This is a genomic window from Anaerococcus degeneri (assembly GCF_017874475.1).
Taxonomy (GTDB): Bacteria; Bacillota; Clostridia; order Tissierellales; family Peptoniphilaceae; genus Anaerococcus; species Anaerococcus degeneri.
In genome coordinates this window covers 1-18526 of the sequence record NZ_JAGGLO010000002.1, presented here as the reverse complement: position 1 = coordinate 18526, position 18526 = coordinate 1, and the positions used below count along the sequence as shown (strand labels likewise).

Sequence of the window (18526 nt, the reverse complement as noted above, 5' to 3'; positions counted from 1 at the left end):
ATGTTTAAGAAAAAGAAAAATAAAGACCTCTACCTATCAGACCTTCAGCCACTTACAGCTGCAGGCAAGGTGGCTTTGACAATATCCTACCTAATCTTATTTATATGGGCTGCGATAATTCTAGTACCTCTAGTAATCATGGTTGTATCATCATTTAACGGCAACCAAGGCCAATATATATCAATGACAGGAGACTTTGTCTTCTCAGTAAATAACTTTAAGTACTTGTTTGAAAAAACACAGTTCTTAAGATGGGTAGTAAATACACTAAAAATAGCAACAGCAACAACAATCCTTACCCTAATCTTTGTATCTTTTACAGGCTATGCCTACTCAAGATTTAGATTTAAGGGCAAGAAAGCAAGTCTTATAACCATAATGCTAGTTCAGATTATCCCAGCATTTGCGGGAATCACTGCCTACTACGCTATCCACACAATTATCTCAGGTGTAGTACCAGTATTTTCTCGTCCAATGATGCTAATTCTAATCTATTCAGGCGGGGCAATAGCAGGTAATACCTTCATCTTAAAGGGCTACCTTGATTCAATTTCCCAAGAGCTTGATGAGGCTGCAAGGATAGACGGATGTTCAAACTTCCAAGTTTATAGGCTAATAATCATGCCACTTGCAAGACCAATGCTAGCTATAATTGCCCTCCAGTGCTTTATAGGACCATTTCTTGATTACATGATGCCAAAAATACTCTTGACAAATCCAGCAGATTACACCTTGGCAACAGGCCTATTTACATTAATTTCAGACGTTAGAAATATGAACCAACCGGCCTTTGCAGCAGGAGGTTTCTTATCAGCCATCCCTGTTATGCTTCTATTCTTGTTCCTACAAGATGAGCTAGTTGGAGGATTGTCATCAGGTGCAGTGAAAGGATAAAATAATGAGAGTTAAATTAGATAATTTAGGAAAAAAATACGAAGGTAGGGATAAATTTACCATAAGACACATAGACCTAGACATCAAAGACAAGGACTTTTGTGCCATCTTAGGCCCATCTGGTTGTGGTAAATCAACCCTAGTAAGAATGATAGCGGGCCTTAACTCAATTACAGAAGGTACCCTATACTTCGGTGATAAAATAATGAATACAGTAGAGCCAAAGGACAGGGATATAGCAATGGTATTCCAATCCTACGCCCTCTACCCACACATGACAGTATATGATAACATGGCTTTCTCCCTAAAAATGAAAAATGAGAGAAAAGAAGTCATAGACCAAAGAGTTCAAGAAGCGGCAGACATCTTACAATTAAGAGACTACCTATATTCTAGACCATCAGACATCTCAGGTGGTCAAAGACAAAGGGTTGCCCTAGGACGTGCGATTGTTAGAAAACCATCAGTATTCCTCATGGACGAACCACTTTCAAACCTTGATGCTAAGCTTCGTGAACACATGAGAGTTGAAATCGTAAGGATTCACAACCAGCTAGAAACAACAAGCTGCTATGTAACCCACGACCAAACAGAAGCTATGACCATGGCAACAAAAATCATCCTTCTTGACCAAGGTAAAATCCAACAAGTAGGAGCTCCAACAGAATTCTACCAAAGACCAGAAAACCTCTTCGTAGCAGGATTTATCGGTTCTCCAACTATGAACATCATAGAAGGAAAGATAGAAAATGGTATCTTTGTCAATAAATCTGGCCTTATGAAAATAAGAGCAAATGACAAAGACGCAGCCATCCTTAAAAACTATGAAGGTAAGGAAGTTTCTTTAGGAATCAGATCAGAAAGATTTATCCCTGGCGAACATGAATATAACTCTGTAACTGGAACTATAGAAGTTATAGAAATGCTTGGTAAGGAACAAATCATCTATGCAAAGATGGACGACGGCACAGAACTCGTAGTAAGCCAACCAGGCCACTTCGAATACAGAATAGGCGAAAGCCACACCTTTAGCCTAGACCCAGAAGCCCTCCACTTCTTTGACGGAGAAACTACAAACAGAATTAACTAAAAAAAGAGTCGGACACCCGACTCTTTTTGTGTGGAAAATATTTTGAAATTTATTCTTAAAGATTTTTGTGAATTTCATTAGAAAAACTTTAGTTTTTTCTTTGGGAAAAGATAAATAATTTCCCTATGAAGGAAAATTTATGCCCTCGATTTCTAAAAGTCTTCTTTTTATCTGGCTTCCATAGGCAAAACCACCAATAGAACCGTCCGTTTTTATTACCCTGTGGCAAGGTATTATGACAAGGATGGGGTTTTTGCCGATGGCTGTACCTACAGCTTGGGTGGCCCCTGGTTTTCCTATGGCTTTTGCGATTTCTTTATAAGAGCGAGTTTTTCCGTAGGGGATTTTTAATAGGGCCTGCCATACTGATTTTTGAAAGGCTGTGCCTTTTGGGTCTAGAAGTTCTAGGTGGTCAAAGCTTGTTCTTTTTCCTTCAAAGTATTCTAAAAGCTGGTTTTTAAATAGGATGAATAGGTCATTTTCTTCGCTATTTTCATCGATTTCATCCACTAATTCAATTTTCCTTATCTTTTCCTCGTAGGAGATTTTTATAATTCCTAGTGGGCTTTCAAAAAATCCGTATTTCATAAGTCTATTATACCATGGTTTATTTGGCAAATATTCGTATAATGATAAGAGTAAAGGGGTTATTATGGAAAGATTAGAAAAAATTCAAAAAATTGTAGATTTTATAAAGTCTGGCGAGAAGGACGAAAGTAACTTTAGGCTGGGCTTTGAAATAGAGCACTTTGTTGTAAATAAGGAAACTTTGGAGAGCCAATCTTTTTATGGCGAAGACGGGATTGGACAAATCCTTGAAGACTTAGTAGACCTTGGCTATGAAAAAACAGACGAGTCCGGTATGGCCTTTTCTGATGGGAATGTGGATATTTCAATAGAACCTGCTGGCCAATTCGAACTTGCCCTAAGGGCAAAGACCAAGGTAGATGACCTTTTTGAAGTTTATAGGACCCATATGGCAAGGCTTGTTCCTCTTTTTGAAAGAAGGGGCCTTCTTTTGGTGACCCTTGGTTACCATCCAAAAACCAAGATTGATGATATGAAGATAATTCCAAAGGCTCGCTACGATTTTATGTACAAATATTTTGAAAAATACGGTGGAGAGTACGCCCACAATATGATGAAGGGAACTTGCTCTATGCAGCTTGCTGTGGATTATAAAAACGAAGAAGATTTCAAAAAGAAATACTTTCTCGCCAACGCCCTCAGCCCATTTTTGTATTCAGTCTTTGATAATGCCCTAATTTTTGAGGGAGAGACCTACATCGACAGGAACCTAAGGCAAACAATTTGGGAATATACAGACAGGGACAGGACTGGCCTATATGACTTTGCCTTTGATTCTGATTTGTCATACGCCAAGTATGCTGAAAAAATCCTTGATACACCAATGATTTTCATGCCAAGCTCTGAGGGTGAAGTCTATGTCGGAAGAAAGACCCTAGATGAACTAATGACAGAGGAAAATGCCGACATAATGGTTAATCACGGTCTATCCATAGTTTTTCCAGATGTGAGGGTTAAAACTTATATGGAAATCAGGATGCCTGATAATATCCCATATCCTTACAATATGGCGGCTGCGGCTTTAATTAAGGGAATATTTTTTGTCGACCAAACTTTTGAAAAAGTCCACGAATTATTTAAGGATATGACCTATGACGAGGCTCAAAAGCTTAAGAACAACGCATCAAGAATGGGGATTTTCGCCCTTTATGAAAACGTTGAAATCTACCAACATGTTTTAGATATCATAGATATTATAAGACCAGTCCTAGATGAAAATGAAAATAAATACCTAGATGAGCTTGAGGCCATGCTTGATTTTGGCATAGTTCCAAGGGATATTTTTGCAAAAATTTACAAGGATAATCCAAAGAGGGCCGTTTACGAATTTTCTGTAAATAGGTTTGTTGAGGCAAACAATGGCTAAGGTCAAAAAAGCCTACGAATGTACCAATTGCGGCCATATTCAAAATGTTTGGGCTGGCCAGTGCCCGTCTTGCAAAAAGTGGGGGAGCCTTGTAGAAACAACAATCAAAGAAGAAAAGGCTGGCAAAAAAGTCGTCCTCGATGATGATAAAAAAGCCAAAAAGCTAAGGGAAATTGAAATTAACGAGTCGGAGAGAATCCACTCAGCCTATGAGGAATTTGATAGGGCAGTAGGTGGTGGCCTCGTCCGTGATTCGGTTTCAATACTTACAGCCCGCCCAGGTGCAGGCAAATCTACGCTTCTATTACAATTATCAAAATCCTATGCTGATGAGGGGCTCAAAGTCCTTTACGTTTCGGGAGAAGAAAGTGAAAGCCAGATAAAATCAAGGTCACAAAGAATTATGAAAGACGAACCCAAAAATCTTTGGATCCTTTCTACCAATTCCATGGACCTTGCCATTAAGGAAATAAGGGCAACAGGGGCTGATATTGTAATTTTAGACTCCATTCAGACTTTTTCTCTCCAGGAATTTGACAACAAGCAGGGGTCTCCTACCCAGACCATAGAAGTGGCAGGTAAGGCTGTGGAAATGGCAAAAAATCCAGAAAAGAAACGCGCCTTCATCATGGTAGGCCATATGACAAAGACTGGGGAAATGGCGGGACTTCGTACTCTTGAACACTTGGTAGACACAGTCCTAATCCTAGACGGAAGTCCCGATGAAGATTTAAGAGTCCTAACCTCAAGCAAAAATAGGTTTGGAAGGACGGGAGAGATTGGACTTTTTTCAATGGATGAGGAAGGCCTAATAGAAATTACAAACCCAAGCGAGTATTTCATCACCCAAAGGGATAGCGAAATCGAAGGCTCAGCCATTTCTGTAACAAAGGAAGGGTCAAGACTCCTCGAAGTTGAGATAGAATCCTTAGTTTCAAAGTCCTTTATGCCATATCCACAAAGAATAGGCGATTCCCTAAGGCGTGATGACCTAAATACCTTAATTTCAATCCTTCAAGAAAGGGCGGGGTTATACTTATTTGACATGAATGTTATAATCAAGACCACAGGTGGGCTAAAACTTTCCGAACCATCTGTAAACCTTGCAATAATAATGTCTATCGCTTCTTCTTGCCTAAAAAAGCCAATCTCAGACAAGGTTGTTTTCATAGCAGAAGTTGGCCTTACTGGAGAACTAAAAAAAGTACCCCAAGCCAAACAAAGGGTCAAAGAGCTTGAAAGATTGGGATATGACAAGGTCTATCTGGCTAAAAATAGCCTAGAGCAAAAGGATTTTAAATCTATAAAAATCATACAGTTAGCAAATATAAGAGAGGTTATTGAAAAGGTCTTCAAAGTGTAAATTAAGGGAATTATCCTTGATTTTTAGGTAAATATAAGGTATACTTTATAAGTAAATATTACAAAAACAGAATATTTTAAGGAGAGTAATATGAAAAAAAATATTTTTTTAGTAGGCGCACTTGCCCTAGTACTTGCAGCTTGTGGAAATTCAGACAAAAAACCAGCAGAAGAAAAAGCTGAAGCACCAGCAGCAGAAGAAAAAGCTGAAGAAGCAACAGAAAAAACAGGTACAGCAACAGCTGCAGGTTATGGTGGAGACATCAAGCTTACAGTAACAATGGAAGGCGATAAAATCAAAGACATCGCAGTTGATGAACACAAAGAATCAGAAGGTATCGGTGCAGACGCTCTTCCAAAATTAGTTGAAGAAGCCAAAAAAGCAAATAGCGCAGAAATCGAAAATGTATCAGGCGCTACAGTTACAAGCGAAGCATTCAAAGCTGCCCTAAAAGACGCAATGGAAGCTGCAAAATAGGAAAATAAAAGATTTTTAAAGGCTATCTCCGGATGGCCTTTTTTTGTACTTACAAAAATTGTAATGGTTAAAGATTTAGATTAATGTAAAATAGAAGTATGAAAAAGATTAGAAATTTATTTATTATTGCCTTAGTTTTGATTATAGGAGTTATTCTTACTTCTAGGGTTAAAAAAAAGGCTGAGGATGAAAAGTTTATATCAAAAGCGGTCTACCTTTACAATTTGACAGACGATAAGGAAGTTCTTTCTAAAAACGAAAACGAGAGGCTTCCAATGGCATCTCTAACAAAAATCATGACTGTAAGGGTGGCCCTAAAACACATCACTGATTTAGCGGAGACAGCTCCAGTTGATACTGATGCCTATCACAGGGCTGTTGATATGAATGCGTCAATGGCAGGCTTTAGGGGAGGTGAAGCCACTTCCTACAGGGATTTACTTTATGCAACTATGTTAAGGTCCGCTGGCGAAGCTGCAGACAGTCTTGCCATAAACATTTCAGGTTCTATGGATAATTTTGTGGCTATGATGAACCAAGAAGCGGAAGATTTAGGCCTTAAGAATACTTCCTATGCCAACGCTGACGGCATGGATGATCCAAAAAATTACCAATCAGCTAAAGACTGCGCCATGCTTATAAAAGATAGCCTAGAAGATGGCAATTTCAGAGCGATTTTTACAAAAAGAGACTTTGTGACAAGGCCAACCATTGACCATCCCGACGGAGTCTATCTTGAATCGACAGTTCTTAGCCATTTAAAAAAATACAATCAAAATGGCTTTGAAATAATAGGCGGCAAGTCGGGAACAACCGATAAGGCTGGACTTTGTTGGGCAACTCTTGCAGAAAAAAATGGCAAGGAATATATCTTAGTTGTTATGGGGGTCCCTTATGATGACATAGACAACCTAAACGACGGGCAAATTGAAGAAACTTTGAGGATTTACGAAAGTATAGGAGATTAGTATGGATAAAATTTTATTTTTAGAGGGCAAATTTTCAGAAAAAATCTGGGGCGGATCCAAATTAAAAGACCTTTATTCTTACCCAATACCATCAGAAAAAACTGGGGAATACTGGGCAATTTCTGGCATGGAAGGGGAAGCTTCGACAATTTTAAATGGCGAATTTAAAGGCAAATCCCTAAGGGAAATTTATAAAGATAAGCCAGATCTTTTTGGAAATCCATCGGAAAAAGAATTCCCCCTTTTGGTAAAAATAATCGATGCGGCGGACGATCTATCAATCCAAGTCCACCCTGACGATGAGATGGGGGCTAGGCTTGAAAATTCAAAAGGCAAGACTGAGTGTTGGTATATTTTAAATGAAAATCCTGCCTCAATTATTTTTGGACTCAAGGTTGATTCTAAAGATGAGGCCATAAGATTAATTGACGAGAGAAAGTGGGATGAGCTTTTGAAGCAAGTGCCTACAAAAAAAGGTGACTTTTTCTTTGTAAGGGCAGGGACCGTCCACGCTATCAAAAAAAACTCCCTAATCCTTGAAATCCAACAAGCTTCAGACATCACCTATAGGCTTTATGACTATGATAGGAGGGATGATATGGGCAATTTAAGAGACCTCCACCTCGATAAATCCAAAGAAGCTATCAAAATAACCAAGGAAGAAGACCAAATCCAAATCTTGTCTGGCCAGGGTTTTGAGGGGAAAATCCTAACCTCTAATGAATATTTTGAGGTAAGGGAATTTAAAATAAATAAGGAAGCAAAATTTAAAAGAGAAAAGCCATATTTATTGGAATCTGTGATTGAAGGGGCCGGCGAGATTGAAATTGACGGAAAAGTATATCCAATTAAAAAGGGAGATTTTTTCCTAATGACAAATTATGCTAAGGACTATAAAATTACAGGCAAACTTACAATCATAGAAGCAAATCCGATGGAGGATTAAGATGAAAAAAGGAATAATTGAGGGGTTTTACGGTATCCCTTGGACCTTCGAAGAAAGAAAATCTATGATAAATTTCCTATCTGAAATTGCCATGGACCAGTACATTTATGCGCCAAAAGATGACCCTTACCACAACAAAAAGTGGCGAGAACCTTATCCACCAGTAGAAATCGAGAAAATCAAAGCCCTTGCAGACCTAGCTAGGCAAAAAAATATTGATTTCACTTGGGCTATCCACCCAGGCCAAAATCCCTTCGACTTTGAATCTTACGATGAAGAAATTGGGAAGATTTTCGCTAAATATAGGCAATTAATGGGTGTGGGAGTCAAGTCCTTTGGCCTATGTCTTGATGATATTGACAAAAATCTCGCCTACGAAAAAAGATTCGACCATATGAAATTGATAAGAGACTTGGCAGATTTTGTGGAAAAGGAAACGGGCTCTTACCTTTATTTTGTCCATCCTTGGTATAACGACGCTTGGATAGACGAAAAAGGTTATGAATACGAGGGCCTTTTGAAGGATATAAAAAACGTCAACCTTATGTGGACTGGTAGCCAGGTTGTAGATCCTATAAATCACAAGTCAAACGAAGATTTTTTCAAAAGAACCAGCAAAAAGCCCTATATTTGGTTTAACTGGCCTGTAAATGATTATAAGCCTAGTGAAATTTTTTTAGAAATTTTTGAATTTTATGATTCAAGAGATATAAATTTTGACGGTTTTTACCTAAACCCAATGAACCAGGCGGAAGCTTCAAAAATAGCAATCTACCAAGCGAATGAATATTTGAAAAATCCAGAAAAATATCAGCCGGAAGGGGCTTTTAAAAAAGCGGTCAAATACCTAGAACCAGTCGCCTCTGAAGATTTGATAAAAATCGCCCCAAGCTTCTACGGGTCCTTGGTCTACCAAAGGACAGGGACCAAGAAATTTACCGAAGATATGGACCTTAAAAAGGCCTTTGAAGAAAAAAATACAGAAATCCTTAAAAAACTTCTAGAAGAAAAAATAAAGGCCATAGAATCTTATAAAAAAAATCAGGCAAACCAAGCCCTATACAAGGAGATAAATCCCTTTGTATCGAGCTTAGAAAACCTAGTAAGTGCAGTCTTAGCAAAGCTTGAAGGAAATCTAAATCAAGCTGAAAATTATTTTGAGAAGGCAAAAAATATAAAAATACAAGTCTTAGGCGAAAAGGGCTTAGAAGAGATAAATGTCAAAACCAGCGAGGTTTTGGAAGAAATTTACCAAAAAATTTAAGCAAGCAAAAAGGCAGCCCAATCTGCCTTTTATTCTGTCCACTTAAGTGAGTTGAGCGAATGAAAAAATAATTGATGCCCGATAAAAAGTGATAGAAAAAATAACTAAAAAGTAGTACGATAAAATATAATTATATTCAAAAACAAAATAAACGGAGGAACAAAAAATGGGGCTATTCGGACTGTTTGGAGGAAAAAAAGAAGTTGAATTAGATAAAGCAAAAAGTGATGGAAATAAGTCGTTGATGAGAGAAATCTTTGATAGGAAAGTAGATAATGGATCAGAATATGAAATAATCTATGCTTATTCAGAAGATATAGGTGGAGCTAATTTCGCGGTACTTCGTACTGTTTCCTATAAGTACAGAAGTTTTATACTTGGCTACAAGGAAAGCGATTTAAGTTTAGTTTTTCTTGAGGTAAGCCCTGATTTAACTCAGGTTGGTGAAGCGCTTATTTATAGACCACAAGATGTAAAGAAAACTAATTTCACCAAGATGGTAGGTTCCTATTATTTACAATACGGAAACTCATTCAAGAAGGAATTTTTCAACTTTTTTGTTCCTAAGACTATTGACGATATAGTAAATCACGATTGGTATGACGAAGAAACATTCACTTACATTGACCAAAGAGAAGAACACAGTGACTGGGTTGAATTTTGGAATAAGTTTTGCAACTAAAAGGTAAAGTATAATAAGTATGTTACCAAATTATATTTTTACTCTTATGTTTACGGTGTTTCTCATATATAGCTATATCAATATAAAAGTAAAAAAATCTAAAGTTAGTAATAAGTGTCTTTATAAAATAGGCATAGTTGTTGCAATATTGTTGCTAGGAATGGCCATTTACGGTATCCTATTTAATATCCCATTAGGACAAGTGCAATTTTTAATAGAAAATAGCTTCAAATAAAAAACGATAAAAAAGACAAATGTAAAGAACAGTAAACCACAAAAGATTTACTGTTCTTTTTTTCTATTTTGATTTTGCTTCCAAAATTAGTTTTTGTTTCAAATTCCAAAGTTTTTGGGAAAGGTCTACGTAATAATTGTGTGGGGCATCATACCTCTTAACTTCGTCCCAAAGGCTTGCGACTTCTTCTTTTCTATAGGCGGCGATTTTTTCCAGGGAAGGTTCCTCGTAGACTAGCTTACCTTTTTCGAAGATTTTAACTTGCATCTCTCTAGCCTTGTAATTTTTCATTTTTTTCATCTTCCAAGTGAAAAGTGGGTCAAAGATTACTAGAGGTTCGGAATCGTCGACTTCCTCATCCCTTAGGGCTATATAATCAGCCTCGGCCTTGCCAGTTTCAGCGTCATAGAGCCTGTAGACCTTCTTAAAGCCTGGTGTTGTAATTTTTTCTACATTTTCAGAGACTTTGATTTTTGCTTCAAGGTCCCCATCTTTTTCAATAGCCACAAGCTTATAAACTCCACCAAAAACTGGGTCAGACTTGGCTGTAATTAGCCTTTCACCTATACCAAAAGAGTCGATTTTTGCTCCTTGGGCCAAAAGGGATTCGATTTTAAATTCATCTAAGGAATTTGATGCCACAATCTTAAAGTCCTCAAAACCATTCTCATCAAGTCTTTTCCTGACTTCCTTAGAAAGGTAAGCGAGGTCTCCTGAGTCGATTCTCACTCCACCTGTAAGGCCCTTTGGGACTAATTCTTCTTTAAAGACCTTCATGGCATTAACAAGACCAGATTCAAGTGTATCGTAGGTATCGATTAAAAGTATGCAATTTTCTGGATACATTTTTGCGTAGGTTTTAAAGGCCTCGTACTCAGTATCAAAGGCTTGAATCCAAGAGTGGGCCATAGTTCCAGATGCCTTAAAACCGTATTTTTTTGCTGAATAAGTGTTGGATGTGATTGGGGCACCTGCGATGTAGGCAGCCCTGGCTCCAGTAATAGAGGCATCGGCTCCCTGGGCACGTCTGGCACCAAATTCCATTACAAGTCTGTCACCTGCAGAGTTAACAATCCTGTTGGTCTTAGTTGCAATTAGTGAATTAAAATTCATTGACAAAAGCAAATAGGTTTCAATTATAGAACACTCTATGATTGGGGCCTTGACAGTGATGATTGGCTCTCCTGGAAACATAACTGATCCTTCAGGAAAGGCATAAACGTCGCCTGTAAATTTGAAATTTCTCAAATATTCTAAAAATCCTTCAGAAAAACCACCCTGGGCCTTGAAATATTCAATATCTTCGTCAGTGAAATGGAGATTTTTGATATAGGAAATTATATCGTTTAACCCTGCAAAAATTGCATAGCCACCGCCGTCTGGGTTTTTCCTGTAAAAGGCGTCAAAGACAGCGACTGTATCTTTCATTCCGTTTTCATAATAACCATTGGCCATAGTAAATTCATAAAAATCGCTAAGCATGGTTAGGTTTCTAATCTCTTTCATAAGCTCCTTCTTATTTTCAGTTAATTATCTTACCAATATTTATACCCTAAAAGTCAAAACTTTCTTTAAATATTTACCTATAGGCAAATTTACAAAGAAAAGTACAATAATAGAAAAAAGTGAGGATGAAATGTATATATTTGATATTGACGGTACCTTGTTATACACAATAGATACCATTTCTTATTTTATAAATGAAAGCTTAAAAAAATTTGCCTTGCCAGCCTGTGAAAAAAATAGGATTGAATCCTTCGTTGGTAATGGACCTGTTGTTTTATGTGAAAAAGTCCTAGATTATGTTGGAGCAAGTAAAGATAAAGATTATAGGAAAAATTTTCTAGATTTCTATATCAAGGCCTACGATGATAATCCTGCCTACCTTACCAAGGCCTATGATGGGGTAAAAGAGGCCCTTGATGAGCTTAAGAAAACGGGAAAGCCCCTTGTTTGTTTTTCAAATAAACCAGATGAAACTTGCAAAAAAGTCATTCCTGTTGTATTTGGTGAAGGATATTTTGATGATATTTTAGGCTATAGGGAAGACTACCAGAGAAAACCATCGCCAGAAGGGATTATGATCCTTAAGGAAAAGTTTGATGTAGATTTTTCTGATATAATTTATTTTGGCGACAGCGAAGTAGATATGAAGTGCGGAAAAAACGCCGGAATCTTCACTGTTGGAGTCTCTTGGGGTTTTAGGGATAGGAAAGTTCTTGAAGATGCAAAACCTGACCTAATAATTGATGATCCAAGCGAAATGGTAATTAGGAGGGCCTGATGGGAAAAATTTCTCTTGCAAGAATTGATTCAAGACTAGCAAATGCCAGTGTTGTTGAAGATTGGTGTGGTGCTTACAATCTAAAAAAAGTAATCATTGCCAATGACACAACAGCGGAAGATCCTATTAGGGTCGAGGTCATGGATCTTACAATTCCAGATTTCATAGAGTCAACCTACCTAAAGGTTGGAGAGGTAAAAGATTTTCTTGATAAGAATCCTGGAGATTATTTCCTTCTTGTTGAAAATACAGGAGATCTTGAAAAAATTATTGACTTTGGAGCCCAAATCAAGGAAATAAATGTTGGCATAATCCATCTTTCAATTGGCAAAAAATCCTTGACAGAAATGGTGGCGGTAGATGATGAGGATATGAGAATTTTTGAAAAAATCAAAGACCAAGGTTCAAGAATATTCATAAAAACCTCGATAAATGATAAAGAAGAAAAAATAATTTAATAAAAAACCAAAAATTTATCAAAAAAACAATTTTCAACCTTGACAAGGTTGATTTTTGTAGTAATAGATGTTATAATTAGATGAGTTAAGGTTAAGTTTGTGGGGGAAGTTTTACTTCCCTTATTTACTTATCCATCTAAAAGAATAATTTAAAAAGAAAACTAAAAGGAGTTATTAATGAGTGAAGTTAGAGTAAGATTTGCCCCATCTCCAACAGGATATTTGCATATAGGCGGCCTTAGGACAGCCCTATTCAATTACCTATACGCAAGACATACTGGTGGCAAGATGATTTTGAGAATAGAAGATACAGACAGGACCAGGTTTGTAGAAGGCGCTTTGGAAAATCTACTTAAGGCCCTAAAATGGTCAGGAGTTGAAATCGACGAAGGTGTTATGCTCGATGAAAACGGCCATGTTACAGAAAAAGGCGATTTTGGTCCATATATCCAATCTGAAAGGGTGGAAAAAGGTATCTATAACAAATACATCGACCAATTGATCGAAGAAGGCAAGGCTTACTATTGCTTCTGCTCTCAAGAAAGAGTGGATAAGGTCAGAGACCAAATGAAAGCTGATGGTCTTACACCAAAATACGACGGACTTTGCAGGTCTATCCCTCTAGAAGAAGCCAAACAAAGAGTAGCAAATGGTGAAGAATACACAGTTAGACTAAAATTGCCAAAAGACTACGATATTTCTTTTAACGACAGGATTAAGGGCAAAATTACCTTCAATACTGACGATCAAGATGATCAAGTCCTTATAAAAAGAGATGGTTTCCCAACCTACCATTTTGCTGTAGTTGTAGACGACCATTTGATGGGAATTACCCATGTTGTTCGTGGAGATGAGTGGATTTCATCAACACCAAAGCACGTTTATCTTTACGAAGCCTTTGGCTGGGATGCTCCAGAATATATCCACCTACCTACAGTTTTAAATAAGGACCACAAAAAATATTCAAAGAGAAACGGCGACGGCATGGTAGAAGACTTTATCGAAGAAGGTTACATGCCAGAAGGCCTAATAAACTTCCTTTCACTTCTTGGTTGGTCACCAGATAGCGAAGAAGAAATCTTCACCATGGAAGAGCTCGCCAAACAATTTGACTTTGATAGGGTAAATAAAACTGGTGCTGTTTTTGATAAGAAAAAACTTGACTGGGTCAATGGCCACTATGTAAGAGACTTATCTCCAGAAATCCTTGCAGAAGACATCAAGCCATACATGATTAAGGCTGGATTAATTGACGAGTCTTATGACCACGACAAATTAGTTCTCCTTGCAGAAACATGGCAATCAGCCATTGATAAGTTCTCAGATGCACCAAAACTTGCTAAAAACTACTATATCAAGAGTGATGAAATAGAATATGACGATGACGCAAAAGAAGCAATTTCAACAGATGAAGCCAAAACTTTATTTGCTGCATTTTTAAACCACTTAGATGAAATAGATGAAATTGACCAAGAATTCGCCAAATCAGTAATGAAGACTATACAAAAAGAAACAGGCATCAAGGGCAAGAACCTTTGGTTCCCAGTAAGGGCAGCAGTTACAGGATCAGTTCACGGACCAGATTTATCAAATGCCTTCTTAATTATGGGCAAAGACCTAATTAAGGATAGGCTAGAATACGTAAGGGATAATTTTTAATGAAGATTTACAATACTCTTAGCAGAACTAAGGAAGTATTTAAACCAATTGAAGAAAACAAAATAAAAATGTACGTCTGCGGACCTACAGTTTATGACTATATGCACATAGGAAACGCAAGGCCTTTGGTAATTTTTGATACCTTTAGGCGCTTTGCCCAATACAGGGGCTATGATGTGACCTATGTTGTAAACTTCACAGATGTTGACGATAAGATAATCAAAAAATCTATCGAAGAAGGCATCACAACTAAGGAAGTCACAGACCGCTACATTGCTCAATACATGACAGACGCCAAGGCTCTAAACCTAGACGAAGAAGACACCATCCACCCAAGGGCAACCGAGGTTATGGATGATATTATCGATTTCGTAAAGGGTCTAATCGATAAGGGCATGGCCTATGCATCTGACGGGGATGTTTACTTTGATGTGAGCAAAAAAGCCGATTACGGTAAATTATCAAGGAAAAATCTTGATGACCTAGTCCATGGAGCAAGCCAGAGATTAGATGATAAGGACGCAGGCAAGAAGAAAAATCCTGCAGACTTCACCTTGTGGAAGGCAACTAAACTTGACGGCGAGGTTGCTTGGGATTCACCATGGGGCAAGGGCAGACCAGGTTGGCATATAGAATGTTCAACCATGAATAAGAAAATCCTTGGAGATACAATCGACATCCACGCTGGCGGGGAAGATTTGGAATTTCCTCACCACGAAAACGAAATCGCCCAATCTGAAGCCCTAAATGACGTGAAATTTGCAAACTATTGGATGCACAACGGGATGATCCAGGTAAATGGGTCAAAGATGAGTAAGTCTGTTGGTAATTTCTTTACCCTTGATGATATCAAGAAGGAATACGACCTGATGACTATCAGATTTTGGCTTCTCACAACTTCTTATAGGCAGCCAATTAACTTTACCAAGGAAATAATAGACCAGGCCCAAGCTTCCCTAGATAGGCTAAATAATGCCTATTTTAAGGCCGAAGACCTTCTTTCAAATGCAAGCGAAAAAGAAATCTCAGATAGAGAAAATAATTTACTTCAAATCTTAGATGTCAAAGAAAATGAATTTGTAAGTGTAATGGAAGATGACCTAAATACAGCAGATGCCATTACAGTTTTATTTGACCTTGCGAAGTTTATAAATACAAACTTAGACGGAGATTCTTCTAAGGACTTTGTAGAAAAAACTTTCGACCTTTATAAAAGGCTCTATGATGTCCTTGGACTTCTAGCAAAGAAAAAAGAAAGCCAAGTAGACGAGGCCTTTATAGAAGAAAAAATCGCAGAGAGAAACGCAGCTAAGAAAAATAGAGATTTTGCCACAGCTGATAAGATCCGTGATGACCTAAAGGAAATGGGCATCATCCTCAAGGATACCAGAGAAGGTACCAAGTGGGAGATAGGCTGATGGATAAGATTTACGGCAGAAAACCTGTAATCGACGCCATTGATTCGGGTGTTAAAATCTATAAGGCTTTTGTAATCAAGCAAAATTCTAAGATTGTAGACGAGATTATTTCTAAGCTTAACAGGGCAAATGTTGAGATAAATTTTGTAGATAAGAGATTTTTTGATAAAATAGATATGAACCACCAGGGAGTGATGGTAGAGGCGGAATCTTTTCAGTATAAGGACCTATCGGACATTTCTAAATACCAAAGGCTTATAATCCTTGACCAAATCGAAGACCCTCACAACCTCGGTGCCATAATTAGAAGTGCAGAAAGCTTTGGTTTTGACGGGGTAATCATTCCTGAAAGAAGGAGTGCATCTGTAAGCCCAATTGTCTATAAAACAAGTGCTGGTGCTATCAACAATATTAATATAATCATGGTTAAAAATATTAACAGGGCCATAGAAGAAATCAAAGAAGCCGGTTTTTGGGTTTATGGACTCGCTGGCGAAGCCTCTTCACCAATAGACCAAGTGGACCTTAAAGGCAAGGTTTGTTTGATAGTTGGCAATGAAGGCAAGGGACTATCTAGACTTGTTAGGGAAAATTGTGATATACTTATTAATATACCGATGAAGGGTTTTGTAAATAGTTTAAATGCATCAGTAGCCTCAGCAATTGCCATGTATGAGGTTTTAAGACAAAATGGCTTTAATTAAGGAAAATATAACCTATGTCGATGGCTACAATGTTATTAACAAGTGGCCAAAGCTCAGAGAGGCAGCCAGAGAAAGTCTAGAAACAGCCAGGGAAGATTTGATCGAAGACTTGGCTGAATATAGCTTTTTATCTGGGGAAAAAATGGTCATTGTTTTTGACGCCTACAACCTTGATAGGCTCAAGGAGACGACCATAGAAAAATACGGGATGATCATAGTTTTTACCAAGAGGTTTCAAACTGCAGATACCTACATTGAGGCGGAACTAGCAAGGATTGCCAGAAGGCACAATGTAAAGGTAGTCACAGACGACGGCCAAGTACAAAACATGGCCCTAGTCAAGGGTGCAAGTAGGATGACAGCCCTTGAGCTTAAGGCAGATCTTGATATATTAAGATCCAAGATCAAAAAAACTAAGAAGGCGAATTTTAACGAAAATTACGACGCCTATCCCATTTCCAAAGCCTTAAAAGCCAAGCTAGATGAGCTTAAAATAGACCTAGACGACTAGGTGGGTAAATAAATTCAAACGGGTGATAAGATGGATAAAATAAATTTAAAAGATAAGGAAAATTTAGAAAAGCTTAGAGATTATCTTGATACAAGTGATTTGAGCGAGGAAGAGCTCATCGAACTTGTAGATGCGATGACCGATGAGCAAAAAGAAGAAATTCTAGACATTATTTCTGAAGAAGACGACGAAGACTTCGACGATGATGATGACCTAATTGGATCTGCCAAAAAGGGAGTAAACACCTCCCTTGCCCCTATCAAACGCAAGGACATGATGAAATTATCTGACCTAAACAACGAAGAGATAGTGGAGCAATTCCAACTTGGCAACCAAAACGCTCTTTCAGCCCTTGTTGAAAAAAACCAAGGACTTGTAAGGAGTCGTGCCTCATATTTCTTTAGGTCCCACGGCAACGACCTAGACCTAGAAGATTTGGTCCAATCCGGCATGCTCGGTATGATAAGGGCTGCAGAGAAATTTGACCTTACCCTAGGCTACAAATTTACAACCTACGCCTACAAGTGGATAGATAAGGCAATCAGAAAGGCCATCAACAAAGAAGGACATACAATCAGAATACCAGCAGGTAAGTACTTAAAATTAAATAAATTAAAACAAATTCTAAAGGCTAATCCAGAAGCAAGCGATGAAGAGCTTTATAGAATTTTGGAAAATGAAGGAATAAACAAAAAACAAGCAGATGATTTATTCCTAATCAACAGAAACCAAGTAAACTCCACATCCTTAAACATCAACTTAGACTCTGAGGATTCCACAGGTGATGAGCTAATGGATATGGTAGGCGATGAGTCAACCCCAGTAGATATGCTAATCCTAGAAAAGGACATGGAAAACTTCCTAATGCAGGCCCTAGACCAGCTAACAGAAAGGGAAAAGCAAATAATAATCTACAGGTACGGCCTAGACAACGAAAAACCAAAGACCCTAGAGCAAATTGGAGCAATTTACGACCTATCTCGTGAGAGAATAAGACAAATTGAAAACCAGGCCTTGGGCAAATTAAAAGACTATTCAGATTCAATTGGATAAAAAATATTAATTACAAGACTTATTCACCAAAATTCAGTTGAGTAAGTCTTTTTTATTGAAAAAATTGGTTCTATAATAAATCGTGTTGGTAGAAGTAGATGAAACTTCTGTCAGCACGATTTTCTAGTAAAAAAGAAGACATATTTAATCATTTACCCTATAATTAAATCAGCTACAAATTAAAAAGGAGATTAAATATGTCTAACAATTATTTTATTACAAATTTGTTGAATATCAAAGATAAGAACCTTAATTTTTCTGATGTAATATATCACAAAATTATTAAAGGTGTAACTCATACAATTCTAACAGCTAAATTAAAATATTCTAATCAAGTTTGCCCTCATTGTGGTTTAAACCATAATCTAATTAAGTACGGATTTAAATCATCTATTGTAAGGTGCTCTAGGGCAGGTGAGCATCCTGTACTAATTGATTTAAAGAAACAGAAAATGTTTTGTAAATCTTGTGATAAATACTTCTTACTTGAGTCTAAAATAGTTGATAAACATTGTAATATTTCTAATCAAGTAAAAAAACACATATTTGCTGATTTAACTAAAAAA

The 18526-nt window shown here is 37.5% G+C and carries 19 protein-coding genes; 17 read left to right on the top strand and 2 right to left on the bottom strand.

The genetic code is table 11. The annotated features are described in order from the left end of the window. Together J2Z38_RS03490 and J2Z38_RS03485 are read left to right on the top strand one after the other, a co-directional pair. On the top strand, positions 1-894 hold the full coding sequence (locus tag J2Z38_RS03490) for a sugar ABC transporter permease (protein WP_209772528.1): 894 nt from the start codon (positions 1-3) through the stop codon (positions 892-894). A 4-nt stretch (positions 895-898) separates the two neighbouring features. Continuing rightward, the gene (locus J2Z38_RS03485) at positions 899-1984 is read left to right on the top strand and encodes an ABC transporter ATP-binding protein (protein ID WP_209772526.1); all 1086 of its coding nucleotides are present in this window, start codon (positions 899-901) and stop codon (positions 1982-1984) included. A gap of 123 nt (positions 1985-2107) precedes the next feature. On the opposite strand, the gene J2Z38_RS03480 is transcribed toward J2Z38_RS03485, so the two are convergent. Next, positions 2108-2572 (bottom strand): methylated-DNA--[protein]-cysteine S-methyltransferase, encoded by a 465-nt coding sequence (locus J2Z38_RS03480; RefSeq protein ID WP_209772522.1) that lies wholly within the window; start codon positions 2570-2572, stop codon positions 2108-2110. Between the two features lie 64 nt (positions 2573-2636). Between J2Z38_RS03480 and J2Z38_RS03475 the strand changes: the two genes are divergently transcribed. The 7 genes from J2Z38_RS03475 (at position 2637) to J2Z38_RS03445 (ending at position 9638) form a co-directional block, all read left to right on the top strand. Further along, a complete protein-coding gene (locus J2Z38_RS03475; RefSeq protein ID WP_209772519.1) occupies positions 2637-3938 on the top strand; it encodes a glutamate-cysteine ligase family protein in 1302 nt (433 codons plus the stop codon). Then, positions 3931-5301 carry a DNA repair protein RadA gene (gene radA / locus J2Z38_RS03470; protein ID WP_209772517.1) on the top strand — a complete coding sequence of 457 codons (1371 nt, stop codon included), beginning with the start codon at positions 3931-3933 and terminating at the stop codon, positions 5299-5301. Before J2Z38_RS03475 ends, radA begins: the two co-directional genes overlap by 8 nt. Positions 5302-5391: 90 nt before the next feature. Continuing rightward, positions 5392-5778, top strand: a complete 387-nt coding sequence (locus J2Z38_RS03465) for an FMN-binding protein (RefSeq protein ID WP_209772514.1) — start codon at positions 5392-5394, stop codon at positions 5776-5778. A 98-nt stretch (positions 5779-5876) separates the two neighbouring features. Continuing rightward, a complete protein-coding gene (locus tag J2Z38_RS03460) occupies positions 5877-6746 on the top strand; it encodes a D-alanyl-D-alanine carboxypeptidase family protein (protein ID WP_209772511.1) in 870 nt (289 codons plus the stop codon). Between the two features lies 1 nt (position 6747). After that, positions 6748-7692 carry a type I phosphomannose isomerase catalytic subunit gene (locus J2Z38_RS03455; RefSeq protein ID WP_209772508.1) on the top strand — a complete coding sequence of 315 codons (945 nt, stop codon included), beginning with the start codon at positions 6748-6750 and terminating at the stop codon, positions 7690-7692. Position 7693: 1 nt separating this feature from the next. Then, positions 7694-8956, top strand: a complete 1263-nt coding sequence (locus J2Z38_RS03450) for a beta-N-acetylglucosaminidase domain-containing protein (protein ID WP_209772505.1) — start codon at positions 7694-7696, stop codon at positions 8954-8956. A gap of 166 nt (positions 8957-9122) precedes the next feature. Continuing rightward, positions 9123-9638 (top strand): hypothetical protein, encoded by a 516-nt coding sequence (locus J2Z38_RS03445; protein WP_209772503.1) that lies wholly within the window; start codon positions 9123-9125, stop codon positions 9636-9638. Between the two features lie 298 nt (positions 9639-9936). On the opposite strand, the gene J2Z38_RS03440 is transcribed toward J2Z38_RS03445, so the two are convergent. Continuing rightward, positions 9937-11379, bottom strand: coding sequence for a nicotinate phosphoribosyltransferase (locus J2Z38_RS03440; RefSeq protein WP_209772501.1), 1443 nt, complete (start codon positions 11377-11379; stop codon positions 9937-9939). Between the two features lie 130 nt (positions 11380-11509). On the opposite strand from J2Z38_RS03440, the gene J2Z38_RS03435 reads away from it, so the two are divergent. From J2Z38_RS03435 to J2Z38_RS03400, 8 genes are all read left to right on the top strand, one after another. After that, complete coding sequence (locus J2Z38_RS03435) at positions 11510-12157, top strand: HAD family hydrolase (RefSeq protein ID WP_209772499.1); 648 nt, start codon at positions 11510-11512, stop codon at positions 12155-12157. Next, positions 12157-12615: a PTS sugar transporter subunit IIB gene (locus J2Z38_RS03430; protein ID WP_209772497.1), complete on the top strand. Its 459-nt coding sequence runs from the start codon at positions 12157-12159 to the stop codon at positions 12613-12615. Before J2Z38_RS03435 ends, J2Z38_RS03430 begins: the two co-directional genes overlap by 1 nt. A 177-nt stretch (positions 12616-12792) precedes the next feature. Continuing rightward, positions 12793-14274, top strand: coding sequence for a glutamate--tRNA ligase (gene gltX, locus J2Z38_RS03425; protein ID WP_209772495.1), 1482 nt, complete (start codon positions 12793-12795; stop codon positions 14272-14274). Beyond that, the gene (gene cysS, locus J2Z38_RS03420; protein WP_209772492.1) at positions 14274-15692 is read left to right on the top strand and encodes a cysteine--tRNA ligase; all 1419 of its coding nucleotides are present in this window, start codon (positions 14274-14276) and stop codon (positions 15690-15692) included. The genes gltX and cysS overlap by 1 nt, the downstream gene beginning before the upstream one ends. Further along, positions 15692-16396: a 23S rRNA (guanosine(2251)-2'-O)-methyltransferase RlmB gene (rlmB, locus tag J2Z38_RS03415; protein WP_209772490.1), complete on the top strand. Its 705-nt coding sequence runs from the start codon at positions 15692-15694 to the stop codon at positions 16394-16396. Before cysS ends, rlmB begins: the two co-directional genes overlap by 1 nt. Then, entirely contained in the window at positions 16383-16907 is a 525-nt protein-coding gene (locus J2Z38_RS03410) for an NYN domain-containing protein (protein WP_209772488.1), read from the top strand. The genes rlmB and J2Z38_RS03410 overlap by 14 nt, the downstream gene beginning before the upstream one ends. Positions 16908-16937: 30 nt before the next feature. Continuing rightward, complete coding sequence (locus tag J2Z38_RS03405) at positions 16938-17960, top strand: sigma-70 family RNA polymerase sigma factor (protein ID WP_209772486.1); 1023 nt, start codon at positions 16938-16940, stop codon at positions 17958-17960. Between the two features lie 197 nt (positions 17961-18157). Beyond that, a partial coding sequence (locus tag J2Z38_RS03400; RefSeq protein WP_209772484.1) for a transposase family protein occupies positions 18158-18526 on the top strand: 369 nt, incomplete at its 3' end.

Bases quoted from the DNA above. Each gene is read 5' to 3' on its own strand.
- J2Z38_RS03490 (WP_209772528.1), top strand. From the start codon at position 1: ATGTTTAAGAAAAAGAAAAATAAAGACCTCTACCTATCAGACCTTCAG.
- J2Z38_RS03485 (WP_209772526.1), top strand. From the start codon at position 899: ATGAGAGTTAAATTAGATAATTTAGGAAAAAAATACGAAGGTAGGGAT.
- J2Z38_RS03480 (WP_209772522.1), bottom strand. From the start codon at position 2,572: ATGAAATACGGATTTTTTGAAAGCCCACTAGGAATTATAAAAATCTCC.
- J2Z38_RS03475 (WP_209772519.1), top strand. From the start codon at position 2,637: ATGGAAAGATTAGAAAAAATTCAAAAAATTGTAGATTTTATAAAGTCT.
- radA (WP_209772517.1), top strand. From the start codon at position 3,931: ATGGCTAAGGTCAAAAAAGCCTACGAATGTACCAATTGCGGCCATATT.
- J2Z38_RS03465 (WP_209772514.1), top strand. From the start codon at position 5,392: ATGAAAAAAAATATTTTTTTAGTAGGCGCACTTGCCCTAGTACTTGCA.
- J2Z38_RS03460 (WP_209772511.1), top strand. From the start codon at position 5,877: ATGAAAAAGATTAGAAATTTATTTATTATTGCCTTAGTTTTGATTATA.
- J2Z38_RS03455 (WP_209772508.1), top strand. From the start codon at position 6,748: ATGGATAAAATTTTATTTTTAGAGGGCAAATTTTCAGAAAAAATCTGG.
- J2Z38_RS03450 (WP_209772505.1), top strand. From the start codon at position 7,694: ATGAAAAAAGGAATAATTGAGGGGTTTTACGGTATCCCTTGGACCTTC.
- J2Z38_RS03445 (WP_209772503.1), top strand. From the start codon at position 9,123: ATGGGGCTATTCGGACTGTTTGGAGGAAAAAAAGAAGTTGAATTAGAT.
- J2Z38_RS03440 (WP_209772501.1), bottom strand. From the start codon at position 11,379: ATGAAAGAGATTAGAAACCTAACCATGCTTAGCGATTTTTATGAATTT.
- J2Z38_RS03435 (WP_209772499.1), top strand. From the start codon at position 11,510: ATGTATATATTTGATATTGACGGTACCTTGTTATACACAATAGATACC.
- J2Z38_RS03430 (WP_209772497.1), top strand. From the start codon at position 12,157: ATGGGAAAAATTTCTCTTGCAAGAATTGATTCAAGACTAGCAAATGCC.
- gltX (WP_209772495.1), top strand. From the start codon at position 12,793: ATGAGTGAAGTTAGAGTAAGATTTGCCCCATCTCCAACAGGATATTTG.
- cysS (WP_209772492.1), top strand. From the start codon at position 14,274: ATGAAGATTTACAATACTCTTAGCAGAACTAAGGAAGTATTTAAACCA.
- rlmB (WP_209772490.1), top strand. From the start codon at position 15,692: ATGGATAAGATTTACGGCAGAAAACCTGTAATCGACGCCATTGATTCG.
- J2Z38_RS03410 (WP_209772488.1), top strand. From the start codon at position 16,383: ATGGCTTTAATTAAGGAAAATATAACCTATGTCGATGGCTACAATGTT.
- J2Z38_RS03405 (WP_209772486.1), top strand. From the start codon at position 16,938: ATGGATAAAATAAATTTAAAAGATAAGGAAAATTTAGAAAAGCTTAGA.